Origin of the sequence: Paenibacillus sp. KN14-4R (genome assembly GCF_052180255.1) — a bacterium.
Taxonomy (GTDB): domain Bacteria; phylum Bacillota; class Bacilli; order Paenibacillales; family NBRC-103111; genus Paenibacillus_AM.
The window spans coordinates 640,001-642,500 of record NZ_CP197466.1 but is presented as its reverse complement, the minus strand read 5'-3'; the positions used below and the strand labels follow the sequence as shown (position 1 = coordinate 642,500).

The window sequence follows — 2,500 nt, the reverse complement described above, 5'->3', positions numbered from 1 at the left end:
GGAAGACGGGATTCGAACCCGCGACCCTCGCCTTGGCAAGGCGATGCTCTACCCCTGAGCCACTTCCGCATTTTGATGCGCGTAGAGGGACTTGAACCCCCACGGTCGCCCGCTAGATCCTAAGTCTAGTGCGTCTGCCAATTCCGCCATACGCGCACACTGTGTAATTCATGGTGAGCCATGAAGGACTCGAACCTTCGACACCCTGATTAAAAGTCAGGTGCTCTACCAACTGAGCTAATGGCTCATCGTGTTCAACTTAATGAACAAATGAAGATGTAAAACTTAAATGGCGGAGCTGACGAGATTCGAACTCGCGGTCTCCTGCGTGACAGGCAGGCATGTTAGGCCTCTACACCACAGCTCCACATTAGGTTTCTCATAAAGAGAATTTGGTTGCGGGGGCAGGATTTGAACCTGCGGCCTTCGGGTTATGAGCCCGACGAGCTACCGAGCTGCTCCACCCCGCGATAATAAATGTAAGTACATGGTGACCCGTAGGGGATTCGAACCCCTGTTACCTCCGTGAAAGGGAGGTGTCTTAACCCCTTGACCAACGGGCCTTACTATCAAATTGTCAAGAAATGGCGGAGCTGACGAGATTCGAACTCGCGGTCTCCTGCGTGACAGGCAGGCATGTTAGGCCTCTACACCACAGCTCCACATTAGGTTTCTCATGAAGAGAATTTGGTTGCGGGGGCAGGATTTGAACCTGCGGCCTTCGGGTTATGAGCCCGACGAGCTACCGAGCTGCTCCACCCCGCGTCATTTTTTAAATATAAATGGTGGAGGCTAACGGGATCGAACCGCTGACCCTCTGCTTGTAAGGCAGATGCTCTCCCAGCTGAGCTAAGCCTCCATTGTTTGTAGCAAGAAATATAGTGGCGGAGAGAGAGGGATTCGAACCCTCGAGACGCTTGTGACGCCTACACGATTTCCAATCGTGCTCCTTCGGCCAGCTCGGACACCTCTCCATATGGCTCCCCGAACAGGGCTCGAACCTGTGACAACACGATTAACAGTCGTGTGCTCTACCAACTGAGCTATCAGGGAAAATAAATTGTATTGTTGAGAATAAAAACCACCACTACATGAAGTGAATGGTGGTTTCGTTCGCTCGGCAACGTCCTACTCTCCCAGGACCCTTCGGTCCAAGTACCATCGGCGCTGGAAGGCTTAACGGTCGTGTTCGGGATGGGTACGCGTGGTTCCCTTCCGCCATCGTCACCAAACTAGCTTTTATTAAAAAAGCGACCAAGGCTTGTACCTTGAAAACTAGATGCGAATTGAAGAGTAAAGATAGGGTTTACGAAGATCAGACTTCGTAATGTTTTAGATAAGCCCTCGACCGATTAGTATTGGTCAGCTCCACACATTGCTGCGCTTCCACCTCCAACCTATCAACCTCGTCGTCTACAAGGGGTCTTACTAATTGGGAAATCTCATCTTGAGGGGGGCTTCGCGCTTAGATGCTTTCAGCGCTTATCCCCTCCGTACATAGCTACCCAGCGGTGCTCCTGGCGGAACAACTGGTACACCAGCGGTACGTCCATCCCGGTCCTCTCGTACTAAGGACAGCTCCTCTCAAATTTCCTACGCCCACGACAGATAGGGACCGAACTGTCTCACGACGTTCTGAACCCAGCTCGCGTACCGCTTTAATGGGCGAACAGCCCAACCCTTGGGACCTACTTCAGCCCCAGGATGCGATGAGCCGACATCGAGGTGCCAAACCTCCCCGTCGATGTGGACTCTTGGGGGAGATAAGCCTGTTATCCCCAGGGTAGCTTTTATCCGTTGAGCGATGGCCCTTCCATGCGGTACCACCGGATCACTAAGCCCGACTTTCGTCCCTGCTCGACTTGTTGGTCTCGCAGTCAAGCTCCCTTATGCCTTTGCACTCTTCGAATGATTTCCAACCATTCTGAGGGAACCTTGGGACGCCTCCGTTACTCTTTAGGAGGCGACCGCCCCAGTCAAACTGCCCACCTGACACGGTCCCTCTACCGGTTATACGGTAGTAGGTTAGAACTCCGATACGATCAGGGTGGTATCCCAACGTTGCCTCCACCTAAGCTGGCGCTCAGGCTTCTAAGGCTCCCACCTATCCTGTACAGATCGTACCAAAGTTCAATATCAAGCTGCAGTAAAGCTCCATGGGGTCTTTCCGTCTTGTCGCGGGTAACCTGCATCTTCACAGGTATTAAAATTTCACCGGATCTCTCGTTGAGACAGCGCCCAAGTCGTTACGCCATTCGTGCGGGTCAGAATTTACCTGACAAGGAATTTCGCTACCTTAGGACCGTTATAGTTACGGCCGCCGTTTACTGGGGCTTCGGTTCACAGCTTCGGGATTGCTCCCTAACCACTCCCCTTAACCTTCCAGCACCGGGCAGGCGTCAGCCCATATACTTCGCCTTACGGCTTCGCATAGACCTGTGTTTTTGCTAAACAGTCGCTTGGGCCTTTTCACTGCGACCCCCTCGAGCTATTCACTCTA

11 tRNA genes and 2 rRNA genes (2 of these 13 cut by a window edge) are annotated in these 2,500 nt (G+C 52.7%); all 13 read right to left on the bottom strand.

Annotated elements, in window-relative coordinates:
• A tRNA-Gly gene (locus ACSBOP_RS03190) sits at positions 1–69 on the bottom strand; it reaches 6 nt to the left of the window's first position.
• A gap of 7 nt (positions 70–76) precedes the next feature.
• A tRNA-Leu gene (locus tag ACSBOP_RS03185) sits at positions 77–156 on the bottom strand.
• Between the two features lie 15 nt (positions 157–171).
• Positions 172–247, bottom strand: a tRNA-Lys gene (locus tag ACSBOP_RS03180).
• A 43-nt stretch (positions 248–290) separates the two neighbouring features.
• Positions 291–367 (bottom strand) — tRNA-Asp (locus ACSBOP_RS03175).
• Between the two features lie 26 nt (positions 368–393).
• Positions 394–470 (bottom strand) — tRNA-Met (locus ACSBOP_RS03170).
• A gap of 18 nt (positions 471–488) precedes the next feature.
• Positions 489–563 (bottom strand) — tRNA-Glu (locus ACSBOP_RS03165).
• A gap of 22 nt (positions 564–585) precedes the next feature.
• A tRNA-Asp gene (locus ACSBOP_RS03160) sits at positions 586–662 on the bottom strand.
• A 26-nt stretch (positions 663–688) separates the two neighbouring features.
• Positions 689–765 (bottom strand) — tRNA-Met (locus ACSBOP_RS03155).
• 18 nt (positions 766–783) lie between these two features.
• Positions 784–859 (bottom strand) — tRNA-Val (locus ACSBOP_RS03150).
• A 23-nt stretch (positions 860–882) separates the two neighbouring features.
• Positions 883–974: transfer RNA gene (locus ACSBOP_RS03145), tRNA-Ser, on the bottom strand.
• A gap of 3 nt (positions 975–977) precedes the next feature.
• Positions 978–1,053, bottom strand: a tRNA-Asn gene (locus ACSBOP_RS03140).
• Positions 1,054–1,115: 62 nt separating this feature from the next.
• Positions 1,116–1,232 (bottom strand): 5S ribosomal RNA (rrf, locus tag ACSBOP_RS03135).
• A 100-nt stretch (positions 1,233–1,332) separates the two neighbouring features.
• A 23S ribosomal RNA gene (locus tag ACSBOP_RS03130) occupies positions 1,333–2,500 on the bottom strand; it runs 1,760 nt beyond the window's last position.